General features: G+C 57.4%; 17 protein-coding genes and 1 tRNA gene. 13 read left to right on the forward strand and 5 right to left on the reverse strand.

The genetic code is table 11. The annotated features are described in order from the left end of the window. The first annotated feature begins 177 nt into the window (after positions 1-177). On the forward strand, positions 178-879 hold the full coding sequence (locus Q0677_RS04415; RefSeq protein WP_298906308.1) for an MgtC/SapB family protein: 702 nt from the start codon (positions 178-180) through the stop codon (positions 877-879). 51 nt (positions 880-930) lie between these two features. On the opposite strand, the gene Q0677_RS04420 is transcribed toward Q0677_RS04415, so the two are convergent. Beyond that, positions 931-1,629 carry an outer membrane beta-barrel protein gene (locus Q0677_RS04420; RefSeq protein WP_298906311.1) on the reverse strand — a complete coding sequence of 233 codons (699 nt, stop codon included), beginning with the start codon at positions 1,627-1,629 and terminating at the stop codon, positions 931-933. Positions 1,630-1,946: 317 nt separating this feature from the next. On the opposite strand from Q0677_RS04420, the gene Q0677_RS04425 reads away from it, so the two are divergent. Continuing rightward, positions 1,947-3,485, forward strand: a complete 1,539-nt coding sequence (locus tag Q0677_RS04425) for a trimethylamine methyltransferase family protein (RefSeq protein WP_298906313.1) — start codon at positions 1,947-1,949, stop codon at positions 3,483-3,485. Between the two features lie 82 nt (positions 3,486-3,567). Here the strand turns inward: Q0677_RS04425 and Q0677_RS04430 are convergent, their stop codons facing one another. Continuing rightward, the gene (locus Q0677_RS04430; protein WP_298906316.1) at positions 3,568-3,891 is read right to left on the reverse strand and encodes a DUF6477 family protein; all 324 of its coding nucleotides are present in this window, start codon (positions 3,889-3,891) and stop codon (positions 3,568-3,570) included. A gap of 217 nt (positions 3,892-4,108) precedes the next feature. On the opposite strand from Q0677_RS04430, the gene Q0677_RS04435 reads away from it, so the two are divergent. Next, positions 4,109-5,200, forward strand: coding sequence for a DUF6456 domain-containing protein (locus tag Q0677_RS04435; RefSeq protein ID WP_298906319.1), 1,092 nt, complete (start codon positions 4,109-4,111; stop codon positions 5,198-5,200). A gap of 28 nt (positions 5,201-5,228) precedes the next feature. On the opposite strand, the gene Q0677_RS04440 is transcribed toward Q0677_RS04435, so the two are convergent. Further along, a complete protein-coding gene (locus Q0677_RS04440) occupies positions 5,229-5,483 on the reverse strand; it encodes a hypothetical protein (RefSeq protein ID WP_298906322.1) in 255 nt (84 codons plus the stop codon). Positions 5,484-5,882: 399 nt separating this feature from the next. Here Q0677_RS04440 and Q0677_RS04445 point away from each other — a divergent pair, with 399 nt between their 5' ends. The 8 genes from Q0677_RS04445 to Q0677_RS04480 all read left to right on the forward strand — a co-directional run bounded on the left by Q0677_RS04445 (position 5,883) and on the right by Q0677_RS04480 (position 14,200). Further along, entirely contained in the window at positions 5,883-6,821 is a 939-nt protein-coding gene (locus Q0677_RS04445; protein ID WP_366940951.1) for an ATP-binding protein, read from the forward strand. Positions 6,822-6,992: 171 nt separating this feature from the next. Then, on the forward strand, positions 6,993-8,045 hold the full coding sequence (locus tag Q0677_RS04450) for a substrate-binding domain-containing protein (protein WP_298906326.1): 1,053 nt from the start codon (positions 6,993-6,995) through the stop codon (positions 8,043-8,045). Between the two features lie 94 nt (positions 8,046-8,139). Beyond that, on the forward strand, positions 8,140-9,606 hold the full coding sequence (gene pstC, locus Q0677_RS04455; RefSeq protein WP_298906329.1) for a phosphate ABC transporter permease subunit PstC: 1,467 nt from the start codon (positions 8,140-8,142) through the stop codon (positions 9,604-9,606). Beyond that, positions 9,603-10,967, forward strand: a complete 1,365-nt coding sequence (gene pstA, locus Q0677_RS04460) for a phosphate ABC transporter permease PstA (RefSeq protein ID WP_298906331.1) — start codon at positions 9,603-9,605, stop codon at positions 10,965-10,967. Before pstC ends, pstA begins: the two co-directional genes overlap by 4 nt. Before the next feature lie 14 nt (positions 10,968-10,981). Then, positions 10,982-11,779: a phosphate ABC transporter ATP-binding protein PstB gene (gene pstB, locus Q0677_RS04465; RefSeq protein WP_298906334.1), complete on the forward strand. Its 798-nt coding sequence runs from the start codon at positions 10,982-10,984 to the stop codon at positions 11,777-11,779. 29 nt (positions 11,780-11,808) lie between these two features. Then, the gene (phoU, locus tag Q0677_RS04470; RefSeq protein ID WP_298906337.1) at positions 11,809-12,540 is read left to right on the forward strand and encodes a phosphate signaling complex protein PhoU; all 732 of its coding nucleotides are present in this window, start codon (positions 11,809-11,811) and stop codon (positions 12,538-12,540) included. Beyond that, a complete protein-coding gene (phoB, locus tag Q0677_RS04475; RefSeq protein ID WP_298906340.1) occupies positions 12,537-13,226 on the forward strand; it encodes a phosphate regulon transcriptional regulator PhoB in 690 nt (229 codons plus the stop codon). The genes phoU and phoB overlap by 4 nt, the downstream gene beginning before the upstream one ends. A 350-nt stretch (positions 13,227-13,576) precedes the next feature. Beyond that, positions 13,577-14,200 carry a hypothetical protein gene (locus Q0677_RS04480; RefSeq protein ID WP_298906342.1) on the forward strand — a complete coding sequence of 208 codons (624 nt, stop codon included), beginning with the start codon at positions 13,577-13,579 and terminating at the stop codon, positions 14,198-14,200. Between the two features lie 83 nt (positions 14,201-14,283). Here Q0677_RS04480 and Q0677_RS04485 read toward each other — a convergent pair. After that, positions 14,284-14,373, reverse strand: a tRNA-Ser gene (locus tag Q0677_RS04485). A 167-nt stretch (positions 14,374-14,540) separates the two neighbouring features. Between Q0677_RS04485 and Q0677_RS04490 the strand changes: the two genes are divergently transcribed. Beyond that, positions 14,541-15,362, forward strand: a complete 822-nt coding sequence (locus Q0677_RS04490; protein ID WP_298906344.1) for a DUF2059 domain-containing protein — start codon at positions 14,541-14,543, stop codon at positions 15,360-15,362. After that, a complete protein-coding gene (locus tag Q0677_RS04495) occupies positions 15,359-16,225 on the forward strand; it encodes a hypothetical protein (protein ID WP_298906347.1) in 867 nt (288 codons plus the stop codon). The genes Q0677_RS04490 and Q0677_RS04495 overlap by 4 nt, the downstream gene beginning before the upstream one ends. A 3-nt stretch (positions 16,226-16,228) precedes the next feature. Here Q0677_RS04495 and Q0677_RS04500 read toward each other — a convergent pair whose 3' ends face one another. Continuing rightward, positions 16,229-18,424, reverse strand: coding sequence for a sulfotransferase (locus Q0677_RS04500; protein ID WP_298906349.1), 2,196 nt, complete (start codon positions 18,422-18,424; stop codon positions 16,229-16,231). Positions 18,425-18,578: the final 154 nt, after the last annotated feature.

Consider the following 18,578-nt stretch of genomic DNA (forward strand, 5'->3'; position numbering starts at 1 on the left):
GATTAGGGCAGGGGGCGGGTTTACGCAAGCCCCAAGCCCATCAAGACAGAACAAATCCGATATGATCAGAGCGGCGAACTGTCGCCTTGGCACCATTGCGGCATCAAAACCGTCGCTTTTGCCCAATCATGCACAGCGCACAGGACCGACACTCACCAGAAAAAAGAGGTAACGCGCATGACACCAGAAGCCATTACATTGGACGTGGCCGCCATCAACCTGACGGCGGCAGTGATATTCGGGGCCCTGGTTGGGTCCGAGCGGCAGGTGCGTCAGCGCATGGCCGGTCTGCGGACCAATGCGCTGGTGTCCCTCGGGGCGGCAGGATTCGTCGTCTTTGCAGCCCTCTTTCCACACGAAGTCAGCCCGACGCGCGTTGCGGCTCAGGTTGTCTCTGGCATTGGCTTTCTGGGGGCGGGCATCATTTTCCGCCACGGTTTCACAGTACACGGGCTGAACACGGCGGCGACGCTTTGGTGCTCGGCGGCGATCGGCGTGATGGCCGGGGTAGGTGCCATCGCGTTTGCTGCCTTAATGTGCGGCTTGATCATCTTCGTAAACCTTGGCCTGCGCCCTTTGGTGAAATTCCTGAAGCGAAAAACGCGCGCGGGGAAGCCATTGCTGTTGGAGTTCCGGCTGTGGATCTCCTGTCGCTCGAAGCATGAAAACAAGGTGCGTTCGACTGTCGTGCACAAGCTTGCCCTGCCGGGGCTGGCGCTTGTGTCAATCGATGCGACCGAAAGCGGCGAGGACAGCACGCTTGAGGTGCTTGTGAATGTGGAAGACAACAGCGATAGCCTGATCAAAACGGCTGTCGCGCCATTGATGCTGGATCCGAACATTCGGTCACTGTCATGGGAAGCTGCCAACGACGACTAGCAGGGCATGCCATGGCCCACGTCTGCGTGGGCCATGGACGAATGTGTTAACTTAGAAGTGGTAGTTTACGCCAACGCGCGCCGTGAAGAACGCACCTACGCCATCATAGCGTTCGCCGCCGCCTGTTCCGAAGTCCAGTGTTCCCAGGTCCACATAGTTTGCTTCGCCGAAGATCGAGATATTTGACTGCAGCATGTGTTCGACACCAACACCTGCTGTAAAACCGATGTTGGTTTCGGTGACCCCTTGCTGAGCGCTGTTGTAAATCCCGCCCACGTAACGCGCGGCGGCCAGACCTGCGGTGCCATAAAACAGTGTTTTACCTTCGTTGGACAGCTCGCCGTACCGACCGCGGAGGGTGACAAGCCCTTCGATGTCGATGTTACACTCGCCGGTTCCACATCCCCACGTGTCACCCCAAGTTCCGACGGGTACTTCCCCGTCAACACCTGTGGATGCGCCAATGTCAAAACCGTAAACAGTGTTTCCATTTTGATAGTTGCGGCCATAATGCAGGCCGATCATTGCGCCGTTCACGGGTATGTTTGGTCCATCCTCGTTCAAAGCGCTGACGCCTTGGTCGTACATGCCGGAGCCATAGCCCAGGCTCAAACCGCCATAAGAGCCGGACCAGTCGGCCGCTACCGCGGCAGGAGCGAGTTCGGCTGCTGCTTCGGTCATGGAACCCGCTAGGGCGGGTGTGAAGCTGGTTGTCGCAAGAAGCGCAGCAATACAAAGTTTGGTTTTCATGGTGTCCCTCAAATAAAATAGATGTGAGCAAAGCAGCACTCGTTATTTGATCCCCGTATCTTACGTAGGGGCAGTGCAGGCAAGAAAAGGTTAACAAAATGTAAACATAAGAAGGTACCTGTGTCGTTGTCGCGACACAATACTTACGCTCGCCATCATGGGAGGCGATGAACACCTACTAAATCCTGACGCTGCTAAAGGTGAAAAACGTCAAAATTGTCGGAATGTCGTTTTTGCCTCTGCATGGCCGTTTGGGGACAGCTTTACGCGCCACGCTCACCTATCAAAGATACAACAGGACAAATAGGAGGTTTCCCATGGCCGAGGCTCGAACACGCCGCCGTGGTGGCGGAGGTGCCGCCCGTCGCGCTGAACGCACTGCTGTCAGTTTCGAATGCGCAAAGTTCATCACGCGCAACATCCCGAATCTCGAGATCCTCAATGAAGAGGCGATGGAGATCATTGAATACAACGCAGAAACCGTGCTGGAAGAGGTTGGCGTCAACTTCGTCGATAACCCCGCCGCGCTTGAGCGTTGGAAAGAGGCTGGTGCCGATGTGGAGGGCGAACGCGTGCGCATTCCGCGCGGCCTGGCGCGCGCGCTGTGCAAAACTGCTCCATCAAGCTTCACCCAACACGCCCGCAACCCCGAGCGGAACGTGGAAATTGGTGGCAAGAACATGGTTCTGGCCCCGGTCTATGGCCCGCCCTTCGTGCGCGACGCAGACGGCGGTCGCCGCTATGCCACGATCGAAGATTTCCGCAATTTCGTGCGTCTGGGCTATATGTCCAAATGGCTGCACCACTCGGGTGGCACCGTGTGCGAGCCAACCGATGTGCCGGTGAACAAGCGTCACCTGGACATGCTGCACGCTCACATGACCCTGTCGGATAAGCCCTTCATGGGTTCGGTCACCGCGCCAGAACGTGCGCAGGACAGTGTCGACATGTGTGGCATTCTGTTTGGCAAGGAATTCGTTCAGCAAAACACTGTGATGACCTCTCTCATCAACATCAACTCGCCGATGCAGTTCGACGATGTGATGATGGGCGCGCTGGAAGTGTTTGCCGCCAACAACCAAGCCTCGATCATCTCGCCCTTCATCGTGGGCGGTGCGATGGCGCCGGTTTCGGTTGCAGGCACGCTAACACAGGTTCTGGCCGAGGTTCTGGCCGGTGTGGCCTATAGCCAGCTGATCCGGAAGGGCGCACCTGTGATTGCAGGCACCTTCGTTAGCTCGATCGACATGAACTCGGGCGCGCCGACCTTTGGTACCCCGGAAGCTGCCAACGTTACCTATGGTGCGGGCCAGCTGTTCCGTCGTCTGGGCCTGCCCTATCGTTCGGCCGGGTCGTTCAACGGCTCGAAACTGCCTGATGCACAAGCCGCATACGAGACCGCGAATAGTCTGAATATGGGACTTCTGTCCGGCGTGAACTTCATGCTGCACTCGGCCGGTTGGCTGGAAGGCGGTCTGGTCGCCTCGTTCGAGAAATTCGTGATGGACGCCGACCAGTTGGGTGTGCTGCACGGCATCGCCAAAGGCGTCGAAGTGGACGAAAACGCACAGGCGATGGACGCAATCCGCGAAGTGGGCCCGGGCGGCCACTACTTGGGCTGCGCACACACCCAAAAGAACTTCAAATCGGCCTTCTGGCGTTCGGAACTGCTGGACTACAAGCCGTTCGAGACCTGGGAAGAGGAAGGCGCACGCGATACGCAGGCGTTGGCCACGGCAAAGGTTAAACAGATGTTGGCGGACTATCAGGAACCGGCACTGGATCCGGGGATTGCAGAGGGTCTGAAAGACTATATCGCCGAGAAGAAAGCATCGATGCCGGACGCGTTTACCTAAACGCAGTAACGTTCAGATTGATTAACAATCCGGAAAGGGGGCTTAACGGCCCCCTTTCTTTTTGTACGTCAAAGATGAACTCTTATGCCTGATTAAAGCTGCGCGGCAGAAGTTGAAGCTCGGCCAGAAGGGCGATCAGAACTTCGACGTGACGGGCGCAGGAATAAGACGCGTCACCGGATTTGCGCGTGTCTTCCATTTGTGCCTCTGTGATCAAAAGTCCATCAACTGCCTGCGCTGGAGACGGCATTGAATTTGTTTTCATAAGCTTTTTCAAATCTTTGTCACGATCATACTCGCTGAGACCAAAACGGGCGGCGCGCACCAGAAGACGGGGACGGCGCAGGGATTTCAGCATGTCGGTGGTCGATGTCATAAGAGCCTCGCTGTTGTGATTCAGCGTCATGATGACTCAACCTAAGGGGGTGTTGCGTTTCCAAAACCTGCCGTACGCCAGCGTTAATAGTTGTTATCATTTCAGAAACTAGTGTTGAGATGCGATGGCAAGGTTAACGAACCAGTAACCATAAATCGATAGGTCTGTTCGGCTCGATAACAACCGGTGGTTGCGCGGTCGAGAGGTTCGCTACGTGCCACGGTGTTTCAATCTGGAAGGGGCGTAGATGCACAACTCAATCGGGACCGAGATCAACTGCAAATCCATTATGAATTGGTTGCCCAACGAGGTTCACACCTATCTGAAACATACTGAAGAAGGCGAATCCATCCGTGCAATCGCACGAGGAATGGGTGTCCATGCTTCAACTGTTCTTCGGCAGGTGCGCAAGACCGAAGCGCGACGCGACGATCCGCTGGTGGATTCGTTGCTGACGCGTCTGGGGGACGAATTGCGCGATGGTTCAGAGCAAAAGGCGCCGTATTCGTTCGATGCCGCTGCGAATGACCCAATGACTCCGCACCTAACCCGCGTGCTTCGTGCATTGCTGGCACCTAATACCAGTTTGGTTGTCGGTGAAGGCGTAGAAACGGCAGTGGTCTTGAAGACCAACCCAGACGGGGATCCGGCAGCCGTCGCCAAGGCCCCAATCAAGGTGGTCGAGCTGATGGCCCTGCTGGAATGGATTACGGGCGACGTCAAAGGACGCGTCGTGCGCTATCAGATCACGCAGGCGGGTCGGCAGGCATTGAACAGGTTGCTGGCGCAACAGGAAACGCTGGCGACCGGATTTGCCGAAAGCCAGGCAGGGTTCTTGGCGGGAAGCAGTGCGGTTCATCCCTCTAAACCGCGCACGCCTCGCAAGAAACCGCGTGCTGCCGGGGCTGAGACCCCTGTCAGGGTGCTGGCGCGAAAACGTGGGAACGATAAGCCCTATCTTGGAACGGATCTTGTGCTTGCAGCCGAGCGCCTGAACCGGGATTTTGCCCTTGGTCAGTTCGAACATTCCGAAACGCAGGGGGGCTGGGCGGTCTGGATGCGGGACGCGGACGCAGTCGGCGCCAAATATCCCAATGCCCACAACTCAGATCGAAAACTTGATGCACGTCGCCGGTTCGCCACCGCCATCAAGGCCATTGGACCCGAACTGGCAGAACTGGCGGTCGCGGTTTGCTGTCACGAGAAAGGGATGGAATGTGTGGAACGTGAGTTGTCGATGCCCGCGCGCTCGGGCAAATACATGCTGCGGATCGCGTTGAAATACCTCGCGCGCCATTACGATAGCCAGCCCGGTGAAGATCATGAACTGATTTACTGAGACGAGTCACTGATTTACTGAGACGAGTCTAGGCCGTGGGAGCGGTGGTGACGATTTGAATGTCGATGTCCGGGCAGGACTCGGTGATGTCGTCGATGATGATTTGCGGATCCGGCAGGTCAGGCACCAACACAAGGTATCGACCGGTAAAACCAGCATGGGCGAGCCTTTGACTGATGTCCAAGCAATCCCAGGAGCCGCACACGAAGGTTGAGATCACGACGTCCGGGGCGAGTGCAGCAAATTCCGCGTCGTCCAGCTGTTCGAAATCGTTGCAAGACATAAACATCTCCTGCTCGGATGTTTCATCCAAGCAGGCCAATTCCTTGGCGGGGCCCAGCAATAGGATCTTCGACTTTGGCTGCACGATCTGCCTTCTATATAATACGGCTTGTTTGCTTAGGGTTTTCATAATCAGTGAGTGGGTCGAGGGGAAGCATATATCACCGCCTAGAGCACCAGCAACGCGCCATATAAACTATAGCGAGACTTAAAACATTTATTGACCCAGATCGGTTGACGGTTCATGTCTTGCGGGATTGCAATCAGATGATCTGGCGAGAAGGCAGAACAGGATATGGTCGCCCACAGTATGCTGGATGCTTTACCAATCCCGGCGATTTTTATCGGCGAAGATAGTCGAGTTCGTCGCTCCAACGAACAGGCGCGGGCGTTGTTGAATATGCAAATCGACGGGCGCCACTATGTGACCGCGCTGCGCCAGCCATCGCTTCTGGAGCAGATTGAGAAAACCATGGCCGACGGCACGGATGGTCAGGTCAACTTCATCCACACGGAAGCTGGGCGCGAGGTCGTCTATGAGGTTCACCTCGGGCGGGTCGTCACCGAGGACCTGCAGGAAAATGGTGTGCTTTTATCCTTCATGGACGTCAAATCGCATGAAGAAGCTGGCCAGATGCGCTCAGATTTCGTGGCGAATGTCAGTCACGAGCTGCGCACGCCACTGACGGCCCTGACTGGATTTATCGAAACGCTGCGTGGCCCTGCACGAGACGATGCCGACGCGCGGGACCGTTTTCTGGGCATCATGGAAGACGAAGGCAAGCGGATGAATCGCTTGGTTGCCGATCTTCTGTCGCTGAGCAGGGTCGAGGATATGGCGCGTATTCGCCCATCGGACAGCGTGGATCTCTGCGCGGTGCTGAACTCAATCCGCAACGCCTTGTCACAAACGGCCGAAGAGCGGGGTGTCACTGTATCGCTCGACTCGCAGCTTGAACCGCCAGTTTTGGTTGCGGGCGATCTGGACCAACTGGCGCAGGTCTTCACCAACTTGATCGAGAACGCGATCAAATATGGGAGAAGAGATGGAAGCGTGATCGTCACGGTCTCGCGGATCCCAATGTTTCCTGCCTTTAAGGGGCCAGCAATTCGCGTGTCCGTGCAAGATGATGGGCCGGGCATTCCGGGGCACCACTTGTCGCGTTTAACCGAGCGGTTTTATCGCGTCGACAATCATCGCTCGCGCGAGCTGGGTGGGACCGGGCTTGGGTTGGCGATTGTGAAGCACATCATCAATCGTCATCGAGGACGGTTGCGGATCGAAAGCGATGTGGGGCAGGGCAGCACGTTCTCGGTCCTGTTGCGTGACGATCTTTGACTTTGTGACACCTGCTTCAGCAGCGAAATTTTTATTATTTTCAGTTTTTCCGGCGAAATTTGCCCATTGTCACACGGCTGTTACAAAACATTCACAAAAGCTTTGATCAGCGGCGTTAGGACGGCGCCAAGACGTCCAAGGGGCGTCACAATGATTAAACAGGAGTTATCCATGTCCTTCGTGAAACTGACCGCCTCGAGCCTGGCGATTGCTGCCGTTTCCGCAACCGCTGCCACCGCCCGTGATCAGGTGCAGGTTGCTGGTTCCTCGACCGTACTGCCCTATGCGTCGATCGTCGCTGAAGCTTTCGGCGAAAACTTCGACTTCCCGACCCCCGTTGTAGAATCGGGCGGCTCGTCGGCTGGTCTGAAGCGCTTCTGTGAAGGTGTTGGCGAAAACACCATCGACATTGCCAACGCATCGCGCGCGATCAAGGACAAAGAAATCAAAGCCTGTGCCGAAGCTGGCGTGACCGACATTGTCGAAGTCCGCATCGGCTATGATGGCATCGTATTTGCCTCGCAGATCGACGGCCCGGACTTCTCGGCGTTCGAACCGGCAGACATCTACAACGCTCTGGGCGCTCAGGTGATGGTTGACGGCAAGCTGGTCGACAACACGCACAACCAGTGGGCTGACTTCAACGCCGCCCTGCCGGCCGTTGACATCGCGGCCTTTATTCCCGGCACCAAGCACGGCACCCGCGAAGTGTTCGAAGTGAAGGTGATGGAAGCTGGCTGTAAAGCCACCGGCGCTTACGACGCATTCCTGGCGATTGCCGAAGGCGACGACGACAAGGCCAAGGGCAAAGCCGCTGCCAAGATGTGCTACAAAGTGCGCACCGACGGCAAATCGGTTGATATCGACGGCGACTATACCGAAACGCTGGCCTCGATCGACGCAAACAAAGACGGCATCGGCATCTTCGGTCTGGCTTTTTATGAAAACAACACCGACACGCTGAACGTTGCGACCATGTCGGGCGTCGTACCCTCGACCGAGACCATCGCAACCGGCGAATACCCCGTCTCGCGTCCGCTGTACTTCTACATCAAGAAAGCCCACATCGGCGTGATCCCCGGCCTGAAGGAATTTGCTGAATTCTTCGTGGCTGATGAAATTGCCGGCCCCGATGGTCCGCTGGCTGAATACGGTCTGGTTGCAGATCCTGAACTGGCGGCCACGCAGGCTGCGGTTGCGGATGAAGCTGTCCTGACCAACTAAACGACTTCGGTGGCGCAGCGCACAACGCCTTGCGCCACCACACCCTTTCCGCAGGTCGGGGCAAAGATCTGCATCTCTGCTGCATGAGCGTTCAATGTCTGCATTCTGGCTACTTATGATCATCCTGGCGCTGGCCGCCGTGGGGTTCATACTGGGACGAAGCCGCGCCATTTCCTCGGTTCAAGGGGATCGGCGACAGCTTCACTCTCTTCCAAATTACTATGGTTTCAACGTTGCGATGCTGGCCTTTGTGCCGGCCGTTCTGGTCTTGGGGGCGTGGGTGATCATCCAGCCCATGATGATCAGTTCGCAGGTCTCGACCCACATCCCCGCAGCGCTTTATGAAGACGCCGGTCAGCTGAACCTGATCATGAGCGACGTGAAGCGCGTGGCCGAGGGGCTGGACGTCGCCATCGCACAAGGCGTGATGACCGCCGACGAGGTGAGCCAGCTAGACACCGAGACGACAGATGTCCGCGCAGTGCTGGGCAATGTTGGTGTGGCCCTTGGCAGCGATGTGGACCCCTCGGTCCTGAAAGCCGCGCAAGAGATGCGCGCGAAGACCACCAGCGGCAACCTGTTCATGACCATCGTGGTGTTGATTGCGGCTGCAGCTGGCTTTGTCATGGCTTTCATGCAGACGCACGGAGACTTTCGCGCCCGCAACGCGGTCGAAGGCGGGGTGAAAGCGCTTTTGATCGCCGCCGCGTCCATCGCGATCCTGACCACCATCGGGATCGTTCTGTCGCTGATCTTCAACACCATCAGCTTCTTCGGGATGTTCCCCGCAAGCGACTTCTTGTTTGGCCTGACGTGGTCGCCGGAAGGTCGTGGCGGGTCCGAGCATCTGGGCATTTTGCCGCTGCTGTGGGGCACGATCTATATCTCGATCGTCGCACTGCTGGTGGCGGTTCCCATCGGCTTGTTTGCCGCCGTCTACCTGTCGGAATATGCCAGCCGCACAACCCGCGCCTTCGCTAAGCCGCTGCTCGAGGTTCTGGCCGGGATCCCGACCATTGTTTACGGTCTGTTTGCCTTGACCGTGGTCGGCCCGCTTCTGGTGAACTTCTTCGGCGCAGATGGTCTTGGCTGGATGCAGGGTGCGCGTTCGGTCATGACGGCTGGATTGGTCATGGGCATCATGCTGATCCCCTTCGTGTCCTCTCTGTCCGATGACATTATCAACGCGGTGCCGCAGGCGATGCGCGATGGCTCTTACGGGCTGGGCGCGACGCAATCGGAAACCGTGAAACAGGTGGTTCTGCCTGCAGCGTTGCCGGGTATCGTGGGCGCCATTCTACTGGCGGCTTCGCGTGCCATCGGTGAAACCATGATCGTGGTGATGGGGGCAGGGGCCGCGGCCCGTCTGGACCTGAACCCGTTCGAGGCCATGACCACCGTGACCGCCAAGATCGTCAGCCAGTTGACCGGCGACAGCGACTTTGCCAGCCCCGAAGCCCTTGTGGCCTTCGCCCTTGGCATGACCCTGTTCCTTCTGACCTTGGGTCTGAACGTCCTTGCGCTCTACATCGTGCGCAAATATCGGGAGCAATACGAATGAGCGACGCAAGCCTTCAAAACGGCCCCGAGATGGGCGCGCCGACAACCAAAAGCTCGATCCTTCAGCTCGATCAGCGCACCAAGAAACGTAACGCAGCCGAAGCACGCTTCCGCGCCTATGGCATCGCTGCCATCGCCGTGGGTCTGGTGTTCCTCGTTGTCCTGATCAGCTCGATCATCTTCAAAGGTGTGGGCGCGTTTCAGCAAAGCTTCATCACGCTGGATGTTGAACTGCTGGAAAGCAAGCTGGACAAGTCCGGCGAGCGTGACATCGAGAAGATCAAGAAGGTCACGACCTTTGGGTATAGCCCGCTGATCGAAAACGCGCTGAAAGCCGCGATGGAAGAGGCGGGCATCGAGAACCCATTCGCCAAGGGCAAGGACCTGCGCAAGATGCTGTCCTCGGGTGCTGCGGCCGACCTGCGCCGCTTTGTGATCGCCAACCCGGATCGGATCGGCGACACCGTACAGTTCCGCCTGCTGGCTTCGTCCCGTGTAGACGGCTATCTGAAAGGTCGCGTGACCCGTGAAAGTCTGGCCCGTGACAAGAACCTCACCCCGGTGCATCTGGATGTGGTGGATCAGCTGAAAGACGCAGGCGTTGTGGCGAAAAGCTTCAACCTTGGTTTCATCACGGGTGCAGACGCGTCGGAAAGCCGCCCCGAGCAAGCTGGGATTGGTGTCTCGATGCTGGGCAGTTTGTATATGATGCTGGTGGTGCTTGCCTGTGCGCTTCCCATCGGGGTCGCCGCCTCGATTTATCTGGAAGAGTTCGCGCCGCAGAACTGGATCACTGACTTGATCGAGGTGAACATCTCGAATCTTGCTGCCGTGCCGTCCATCGTGTTCGGTATTCTGGGTCTGGCCGTGTTCATTCAGTTCGCGCATCTGCCGCAATCGGCCCCGCTGGTCGGTGGTCTGGTGCTGACCCTGATGACGCTGCCGACGATCATTATCTCGACCCGCGCTTCGCTGAAATCGGTGCCACCCTCGATCCGCGAAGCGGCTTTGGGTGTTGGCGCCTCAAAGATGCAGACCGTGTTCCACCATGTGCTGCCGCTGGCCATGCCGGGCATCTTGACTGGCACGATCATCGGTCTGGCACAGGCACTGGGTGAAACCGCACCGCTGCTTCTGATCGGGATGGTGGGCTATATCGCCTCGAACTATCCCGGCGGGATCATCGAAGGCTTCATGTCGCCAAACTCGGCCATGCCGGCCCAGATCTATGAATGGGCAAAACGCGCCGACCCTGCTTACTATGAGCGTGCCTGGGGCGGCATCATCATCCTTCTGGTCTTCCTGATGACCATGAACATCATTGCGATCATTCTGCGCCGCCGTTTCGAGCGCCGCTGGTAAGAAGGGCTGCAGACATGAATGATATGACGAAAATCGAAAGGGCTCTTGAGATGAAAGATATGAAAATCTCGGCCAAGAATGTGCAGGTCTATTACGGCGATACGCACGCGATCAAAGACGTCTCGGTCGAGATCGAGGACAAGACGGTTACCGCCTTCATCGGCCCGTCGGGTTGTGGCAAGTCGACTTTCCTGCGGTGCCTGAACCGGATGAATGACACGATTGATATCTGCCGGGTCGAAGGTGACATCCTGCTGGATGGTGAAGACATCTATGACAAGCGCGTTGACCCGGTGCAGTTGCGCGCCAAGGTGGGGATGGTGTTCCAGAAACCCAACCCGTTCCCCAAGTCCATCTATGACAACATCGCCTATGGCCCGCGTATCCACGGTCTGGCCCGTAACAAGGCCGAGCTGGACGAGATCGTCGAGAAATCCCTGCGCCGTGGCGCCATCTGGGACGAGGTAAAAGACCGCCTGCACGCCCCGGGCACCGGTCTGTCGGGTGGTCAGCAACAGCGTCTGTGCATCGCCCGCGCTGTGGCGACTGAACCCGAGGTTCTTCTGATGGACGAACCGTGTTCCGCGCTGGACCCTATCGCGACCGCACAGGTCGAGGAACTGATTGATGAGCTGCGCCAAAGCTACTCGGTGGTGATCGTGACCCACTCGATGCAGCAGGCCGCACGCGTCAGCCAGAAGACCGCCTTCTTCCACCTTGGAAATCTGGTGGAATATGACGACACGACCAAGATCTTCACCAACCCCGAAGATCCGCGCACCGAAAGCTATATCACCGGCCGTATCGGCTAAGGTTGGCCCCTCGGGGCAGGAGAAAAGACATGATTGATCAACATATTGCATCCGCTTTCGACCGCGATCTGGAAGAAATTCAGGCCCACCTGATGAAGATGGGCGGGATGGTCGAAACGGCGATCCGCGATGGCGCGAAATCGCTGAAGGGTCGCGATGAAGAACTTGCCGAGGTCGTACGCAAGAACGACAAGAAAATCGATGCACTGGACATGCAAATTCAGGAAGAATGCGCCCGCGTACTTGCGCTGCGCCAGCCGATTGCCTCGGACCTGCGGACCGTTCTGACCGTGATGAAAGTGGCCGCGAACCTGGAACGCATTGGCGACTATGCCAAGAACATGGCCAAACGGACCACGGTTCTGGTGCATATGCAGCCCATCGACGGGGCCTCGGGCGCGATCAAGCGGATGGCCAGCGAAGTGCGCCAGATGCTGACCGACGCGCTGGATGCCTATATCCGCCGCGACGAGGAACTGGCCCAAGATGTGCGTCACCGCGATCTGGAAGTGGACCAGATGTATAACGCGTTGTTCCGCGAATTCCTGACCTTCATGATGGAAGACCCGCGCAACATCTCGTCCTGCATGCACCTGCATTTCATTGCCAAGAACATCGAACGTATGGGCGATCACGTGACCTCTATTGCGGATCAGGTGATCTATTTGGTTAGCGGCGAGCTGCCGGAAGATGCACGCCCGAAAGGCAACTCGGCCAATTACGAGATGCCGGAGGACGGTGACGACGAGGCCGAGGCATGAGCACTGATAAACCCTGCGTTCTGCTTGTGGAAGACGAACCGGCGCAGCGCGAAATCTTGCGCTACAACCTGACGTCCGAAGGTTATGACGTCACGCTGGCTGAAAACGGCGATGACGCGCTGATCCTGGTGGACGAGGTCATGCCGGACCTGATTTTGCTGGATTGGATGCTGCCAGGTGTCTCGGGGATCGAGATTTGCCGTCAGATCAAAACTCGTAAAGAAACCCGGACTATTCCAGTGATCATGCTGTCCGCACGATCTGAAGAGGTGGATCGGGTTCGAGGTCTGGAAACCGGAGCGGATGACTATGTGGTTAAACCCTATTCCGTAGGGGAGCTGATGGCCCGTATCCGCACACAGCTGCGTCGAACCCGTCCGGTGTCAGTCGGGCAGAAGCTTGAATACACCGACATTGTTCTGGACGGCGAAAGCCACCGCGTGACGCGGGCAGGGGAGCCGGTAAAGCTGGGTCCGACTGAATTCCGCCTGCTGACCACATTGATGGAAAAACCCGGACGTGTCTGGAGCCGCGAGCAGCTTCTGGATCGCGTCTGGGGCCGCGATGTCTATGTGGACACACGCACCGTGGATGTCCATGTGGGGCGCCTGCGCAAGGCCTTGTGCCGCAACGGGGGCGACGATCCTTTGCGCACGGTTCGAGGTACCGGTTACTCACTGGGCTGAGCATCTAGTTCGGCCCCATAAGTTTCACATCGTCTCTTCAGTGCTGCTCTGAAAACGCTTCAGCGCAACGATTTTCTGTGTGCGTTTATGACGGAAGAATAGAGTTTGAAAACAATATTCTAGCCCGGCAGCAGGCGTTTGCACGCACCCGGTTCATTCGCGCGATAGATGTGCAACGCACACTACGCGTAGAAATTCGCTCAAAGTTTAGCTATCCTTTTAGATGGGGATTTAAATGGGTATGCGATGCTAGGGGATGTCGAAGAGCGTTCGCGTTTTGAATTACAGTATCTGAAACACGCCAGATTTGGGCGCAGAACGCTCCGCGCAGTGGCCGGGACGGTGCTGGGATGACCGAGCACGCGTTCAAATCCTGGGCCTCGTACGAGCTTGCGCCACCTGAAGAGGTCTTCAATAGCGACGCTTGGCTTGTGAAGAAATGCATCGACATCGTTCAAAACGCGGACATTCGAAGCTGGGAAGACGCCAAGGCCTATGGGCGCCACAGTTCTCATTTCTGCGCGACACTGGTCGTCAGGTCCGCGCTTGGGGTGTCAGCGGCCCTTAAGGGGCTGCAATCTCCGGACGCGCAGGACGTTACTACACGAGCCCGCTATGCCGAAAGGCTTCGTGTTGCATCCACGGCCTTCGGGCAAGCTAAAGAGCGCATGTTGGCGTTTGCTGCCATGGCAGAAGCAAACCGTTCAGCATTGGGTGTTCCGGTAAAACAGGGATCTGAATCCACCGCCAAGCTTGAAAATGGACGCTGTGCAGCGAAGGAGCTTGCCAGAGCGCGGAAAGATCTGGCGGACAGTTTGGTCGAGCGCGTGCAGAAAGACGCCAATGCGATTTGGAAGCAAAACCCGACATTAAGCAAACGGGCCATGGCGGACTATTTGGCGCGCATGGGGAAGGGGCAGGGGCTTTCTGCGGGGACCATTCGTCAGCGGATTAAGCAGCCGAATGACATGTAACTCACTCTGCCAAGTGCGTCTGTTCGGGTGGAGTGCCAGATGAAGCATCTGGATGGCCTATTACCCTTCCAAATAAGGGTAAGTGGCGGAGAGACAGGGATTCGAACCCTGGGTGGGCTTGCACCCACAACGGTTTTCGAGACCGCCCCGTTCGACCACTCCGGCACCTCTCCGCGGGGGTCTGTGGAGGGGGAGATAATTGGACCGCGCGGCATGTGCAACCACTTTTTTCACCTATTTTCAAAATGCTGGGGAAAACGTGATCGGCAACAACTTGGCAAGGGGAGTGCCCGGCGCTAGTCTTGGGGCGATAACACAGTTGGATAGCACATATAACCTCATGATAGTAAACAGAATTATAAGTTTTGCAGCGGCCATTCTAGTGACCGCTTCGGGCGCTTTCGCCAGCGACGAAGATCAGATCCGGGACTTTCTGGAGATCACGGGGTTCGATGTCGCGATTGAATCGATCCAGTTGGGCGCGATGGCGGGGCCGGGAATGACTGGGGAAGACCCTGAAGTCTTTGGTCGCCAATGGCAGGACTTGGCGCGCGAGGTGTTCGAGCCTGACGCGATGGTCGAAGACGCCATCGAAATGCTGGCCGCGGTATTGCCACAGGACGTGCTGGATCACGGCATGGCGTTCTACGAAAGCCCGCTTGGGCAACGGTTGGTCGAGGTCGAAAACGAAAGCCATATGACGGATGACGCGGTGAAATACACCGAAGGCGCCGAGATCGTGGCGGACCTTTTGGAAGCTGGGGATCTGCGCGTACAGCTTTACAAGGCGATGGGGGATGCGATTGGCTCGACCGATGTTGCGATCCGCTCGTTGATCGAAATTCAGGTGCGCTATTTGATGGCCGCGATGGCGGCGGGCGCAAGTGATCTGGAGTTGGACGAGGATGATCTGCGCGGCATCCTGCAAAGCCAGTCGGACCAGATGCGCGAAGGGATCGAAGAGAATTCTCTGATCGCGAACGCCTATGCCTACCGCGCCATTGGCGAGGCGGACCTGATCGACTATCTGGCCGCGCTGCAAGACCCGCGCATGGGGCAGGTCTATGAAATCCTGAATGCGGTTCAGTTCGAAATCATGGCAAATCGCTATGAAACCATGGCCAGCCGTCTGGACGAACTGGCGCCCGAGACCGAGTTGTGATTGGGCTTCCTCAAACCCTGCGCCGCTTTGGTGCGCTGCTGTCGGTCATCTGTGCCGTCAGCGTGGATGTCGCCACGGCGGCAGACCAATCCCAACGCACGGACGCTCAACAGTTCGAAGAGCTTTGGACCCTTCTTGGCATGCCCGAGATGGTCTCGATCCTGCATGACGAAGGGCTGTCGATGGCGCTGGCCTCGGACATGGACCTTCTGGGGCGAGAAGGGGGCCCACGTTGGGAAGGCGCGCTTCAGGCGATTTATGACGAGCCAACCCTGCAGGGCGAGCTTCATGCCCAGTTTGAGCAGCAATTGGCAGTTGGTCAGATTTCAGCCCTGTGCACATTTTACGAAGACGCCGAGATGCAAGAGATCGTCCAACACGAAATCGCCGCACGCCGCGCCTTTCTGGATTTGGAGTTTGAACAGCTTGCCCGTGAGCGGTGGTTGCAGGGGGACATGTCGGACAATCTGGACGACACGATCCGGCAGTATGTGGACGTGAACGACCTGATCGAACTGAACGTCATGGGGGCGCTTAATTCGAACTACGTCTTCCTGTCGGCACTAAATCAAAACCTGCCAGAGGCGGTCGGCCAGATGAGCGAGCAGGATATCCTGACCCATGTCTGGTCGCAGGAAGCAGACATTCGCACCGACACAACGGAATGGATCTTCGCCTATCTGCACACGGCCTATGCGCCCATCGACGACACTGCGCTGGCGCGTTATGTGGCGTTTTCAGACACACCCGAGGGTAAAGCGCTGAATCAGGCATTGTTTACGGCCTTTGACGCAGTCTATCTGCGCCTGTCCAGCGATTTGGGCCGTGTGGTCGGCGCCATGTCCCGCGAGGAAGAGCTGTAAGGCTTAGGTATACCCGTCGTCGATTTTCGCCAGCCCGTCCAGCAGTTCGGTCAGGTGCTCGGCATAGGGTTCCCACTTGCCGACCGAGCTTTTGTAAAGCGGTTGGCGGACCTGTGCGACGGACAGGGTTTTCACATCGCGTTTGGTCTTGTGGAAGTCTAGACAGGCGTCTTCCCACTCCAGATCACAGAACTCCAGAAGCTTGCGGATCTCGGTTTCCGGATCGTCGACCAGCGCTTCGTACGAGATCTCGTAAATCCGATCTGGAGCCAGTTTACGCCAGAGGTCAAGATATTCCGTGTACAGGCGATAGGTTTGGACCAGTGCTGCCTGAGAATAGCTGTAAAGGTGCAGACCAGCCACAAAGCGGTTCTTGAAGATGGACCACAGATTGTCCCGCGGGTCGCGCCGCAGCGCTACGATTTTGGCCTTCGGCATAGCCAGCCAAACCAGAGGCGCAATCTGATAGGTCGAGATGGTCTTATCGGTGATCCGATCCGCATCGGGCAGGCGGGTGTCGATGGCGCCCTGATAGGCGCGGCCAAGCGCGTTGAATTGCGCGTCGGTCATATCCCCAATATGCCCGCCCGCTTGGGCGACTTTCGCAACCTGCTCAAAACCCAGCGGATGAAAAATGCCCAGCTCATCTCCGCCCGTAACAGTCGAGTGGCTGGCTAGGATCTGTTCGACCAGCGTGGTGCCGGACCGGGGCATCCCTGTGATGAAGATCGTGTTGTTCTGATCATAGCCGCAGCTGCCAATGCGCTCTGGATCAAACCCCTTTAGAAAAGCCTTGAAACGATCAAAGTCGCCTTGTTCTTTGGTCATATCATGGGGGTGCAGACGGGACACCACCTCGTTCGCGCGCGACAGGTAGGTCCAGACGGCGTCAGTCTCTTTATGGTCTTCCATAACCTTCGCAAGGCCATACCCAAGGTCGATCCGAGCCTCATCGGGAAGGTCAGGATGATCCCAGAGCTCTTTCATCTCGTCGATCAGCGGGTCATCTTTGTCAAGCTTACGACCCTGCGCGACCATGCGATACACCCCACCCGATCGGGCCCCGCGGGCGATGGCATCGCGCAGCACTTTTTCCGCGGCTTCAAAGTCCCCGCTGCGTTGAAGAAGGTTGGCGGCCATTGTTACGACACGAAGGTGGTTTGGATCGGCCTCAAGCGCCGCATCGATGGCCTTTCGCGAGGCCTCGGAGTTCCCCAACAGGTTTTCCGCCATTGCACGCAATGCCAGCATCTCGCCAGTCGGGGCAGATCTGGCAGCCAGCGCGTCCAGATCTTCAATCGTTCCGGCAGCATCTTCCAACGACAGACGCGCCTTGGCACGGGTGAACAACCCGGCAGCATTATCAGGAGCCTGTTTCAGCAGCGCATCCAAACACTCAATGGCCTCGCGCGGGGCATTGATGTCGGTGTAGAGCAAACCAAGGTTGCCAAGAACAATTGGGTTGTCGGGAATGACCCGACGCGCGTGTTCCAAGGCTTTGCGGGCCTCGTTGCGTCGCGCCTGTTTTATAAGGAACTGTCCATATTGCGCCAGCGCTTCACCGTAATCAGGATCGGTCGTCAGGGCAGTTTTAAAAGCCTCTTCGGCTTTGTCAGCCTGCCCCAAGGCGGCAAGCGCAACACCGTGCAACATCGAGATGACCTCGTTCGGGCCACGTGCCAGCAATGCGCGCGCCTGTGCCTCGGCAGCTTTGACACGACCAGCGTTCACCTGAGCGGTCAGCGCGTCGATTTCGGCCTTCGACGCGGTTTTGCTAACGCGTTTGGTGCTGGAGCCAGACCCCTTCAAAATCGTCGTCATTCGTTGTAGTTCAGCCGCTGGCAATTTTGCTTTCTTCAACTGTTTAGCGACTGCCTTCCGGGTGGCCGGATCCTGTGACAGGGCGAGATTGATATAGGCGCGCCAGACTGTGATCTCGGCCGGGGCGAGGCGCACGGCTTGGCCATACGCTTTAAGCGCCGCGTCGGTCTGCCCCATCTGCTGATGGAGTTGCGCAATCTGGAATGGAACCTCGGCCCTGTTGGGGGCCATGGTTTGCAGCTGTTTCAGAACCTTCAGCGCTTCATCTGGCTTGCCCGACCGCGCAAGAGTACCTGCTTTTTGAAACAGGGCAGGGATCTGGTTTGAGTTCAAAGGCAGCATGTCGGACCCGTTTCGGCTGGAAAGGCGTTTACTCATTGGCTATTACGACCGGCGAAGACCTGCAAGGCCCAGCCGGTGTCCTTGAAAATAAGCGCGGTGCGCCTGTGTAAAAGTCTTGACTTTCAGCCTGATCCACCCGATAAGCCGCCATTCCTGCCGGGATTTTCCTGTGCGGGGGTTGAAAACTATG

Source organism: uncultured Aliiroseovarius sp. (assembly GCF_947492455.1).
Taxonomy (GTDB): domain Bacteria; phylum Pseudomonadota; class Alphaproteobacteria; order Rhodobacterales; family Rhodobacteraceae; genus Aliiroseovarius.

Excerpts from the sequence above, each read along its gene's own strand:
- Q0677_RS04415 (WP_298906308.1), top strand. The coding sequence starts at position 178 with ATGACACCAGAAGCCATTACATTGGACGTGGCCGCCATCAACCTGACG.
- Q0677_RS04420 (WP_298906311.1), bottom strand. The coding sequence starts at position 1,629 with ATGAAAACCAAACTTTGTATTGCTGCGCTTCTTGCGACAACCAGCTTC.
- Q0677_RS04425 (WP_298906313.1), top strand. The coding sequence starts at position 1,947 with ATGGCCGAGGCTCGAACACGCCGCCGTGGTGGCGGAGGTGCCGCCCGT.
- Q0677_RS04430 (WP_298906316.1), bottom strand. The coding sequence starts at position 3,891 with ATGACGCTGAATCACAACAGCGAGGCTCTTATGACATCGACCACCGAC.
- Q0677_RS04435 (WP_298906319.1), top strand. The coding sequence starts at position 4,109 with ATGCACAACTCAATCGGGACCGAGATCAACTGCAAATCCATTATGAAT.
- Q0677_RS04440 (WP_298906322.1), bottom strand. The coding sequence starts at position 5,483 with ATGTCTTGCAACGATTTCGAACAGCTGGACGACGCGGAATTTGCTGCA.
- Q0677_RS04445 (WP_366940951.1), top strand. The coding sequence starts at position 5,883 with ATGCAAATCGACGGGCGCCACTATGTGACCGCGCTGCGCCAGCCATCG.
- Q0677_RS04450 (WP_298906326.1), top strand. The coding sequence starts at position 6,993 with ATGTCCTTCGTGAAACTGACCGCCTCGAGCCTGGCGATTGCTGCCGTT.
- pstC (WP_298906329.1), top strand. The coding sequence starts at position 8,140 with ATGTCTGCATTCTGGCTACTTATGATCATCCTGGCGCTGGCCGCCGTG.
- pstA (WP_298906331.1), top strand. The coding sequence starts at position 9,603 with ATGAGCGACGCAAGCCTTCAAAACGGCCCCGAGATGGGCGCGCCGACA.
- pstB (WP_298906334.1), top strand. The coding sequence starts at position 10,982 with ATGAATGATATGACGAAAATCGAAAGGGCTCTTGAGATGAAAGATATG.
- phoU (WP_298906337.1), top strand. The coding sequence starts at position 11,809 with ATGATTGATCAACATATTGCATCCGCTTTCGACCGCGATCTGGAAGAA.
- phoB (WP_298906340.1), top strand. The coding sequence starts at position 12,537 with ATGAGCACTGATAAACCCTGCGTTCTGCTTGTGGAAGACGAACCGGCG.
- Q0677_RS04480 (WP_298906342.1), top strand. The coding sequence starts at position 13,577 with ATGACCGAGCACGCGTTCAAATCCTGGGCCTCGTACGAGCTTGCGCCA.
- Q0677_RS04490 (WP_298906344.1), top strand. The coding sequence starts at position 14,541 with ATGATAGTAAACAGAATTATAAGTTTTGCAGCGGCCATTCTAGTGACC.
- Q0677_RS04500 (WP_298906349.1), bottom strand. The coding sequence starts at position 18,424 with ATGAGTAAACGCCTTTCCAGCCGAAACGGGTCCGACATGCTGCCTTTG.